The 1,215-nt window shown below is 65.3% G+C and carries 1 protein-coding gene; it reads left to right on the plus strand.

Features of this window, described 5'->3' with window-relative positions; genetic code table 11:
* Positions 1-1,215 (plus strand): phosphonoacetate hydrolase (phnA, locus tag P0645_RS19210; protein WP_284166164.1); only part of this gene is annotated, 1,215 nt, incomplete at both ends.

The following is a 1,215-nucleotide window of genomic DNA, read 5'->3' on the forward strand; positions in this document are numbered from 1 at the left end:
GCGAATGACCGCGCCTATCCCTGGCCGAAGGTCCCCGCCGTGGCGATCTGTCTGGACGGGTGCGAGCCGGAATATCTGGACGTGGCGATTGCCGAGGGGCTGATGCCGGTCCTGAAGCGGATGCGGGCGACGGGCACCGACCGGCTGGCGCATTCGGTCATCCCGTCCTTCACCAACCCGAACAACCTGTCCATCGCGACCGGACGGCCGCCCAGCGTTCACGGTATCTGCGGCAACTACCTTTATGACCCCGAGACGGGCGAAGAGGTGATGATGAACGACGTCCGCTTCCTGCGCGCGCCGACAATCTTCTCGCGCTTCTACGAGGCGGGCGCCCGGGTGGCGATGGTCACGGCGAAGGACAAGCTGCGCGCGCTTCTGGGCGCGGGACTGAGGTTCGACGAGGACCGCGCGGTGGCCTTTTCGTCCGAGAAATCCGGCACCACGACCAAGGCCGACCACGGGATCGACAATGCGAGCGCATGGCTCGGGATGCCGGTGCCCGAGGTCTATTCGGCGGAGCTTTCCGAGTTCGTGTTCGCGGCCGGGGTGAAGCTTCTCAGCGAGTTCAGGCCCGATGTGATGTATCTCTCGACCACCGACTACATCCAGCACAAGTTCGCCCCCGACCAGCAGGGCGCAAAGGACTTCTACGCGATGTTCGACCGCTATCTGGGCGAGCTTGACGCCCTTGGCGCCGCCATCGTCGTGACCGCCGACCATGGCATGAAGCCCAAGCACAAGGCCGATGGTTCCCCGGCCGTGATCTATGTGCAGGACCTGATGGACGAGTGGCTCGGCAAGGATGCGGCCAGGGTGATCCTGCCGATCACCGACCCTTATGTGGTCCACCACGGGGCGCTCGGGTCCTTCGCGACCTGCTATCTGCCCGCCGGGGCCGACCGTGACGCCATCATGGCGAAACTGGCGGCCCGCGACGAGATCATCCTTGTCGTCACCCGCGAAGAGGCGGTGAAACGCTTTGAGCTGCCCGCCGACCGGATCGGCGACATCGTGATGATCTCGGGCGAGAACATGACCATCGGCACGTCCGAGCACCGCCACGACCTTGCCGCGTTGAAGGAACCGCTGCGCAGCCATGGCGGGCTGACCGAACAGGAAGTGCCCTTCATCGTCAACCGCAAGGTGGACCTGCCCTCCGCGCCGGAACTCAGGAACTTCGACGCCTTTCTCTACGCCTGCACGGCGGCGGCG

Source organism: Frigidibacter sp. SD6-1 (genome assembly GCF_030143255.1).
GTDB lineage: Bacteria > Pseudomonadota > Alphaproteobacteria > Rhodobacterales > Rhodobacteraceae > TMP-24.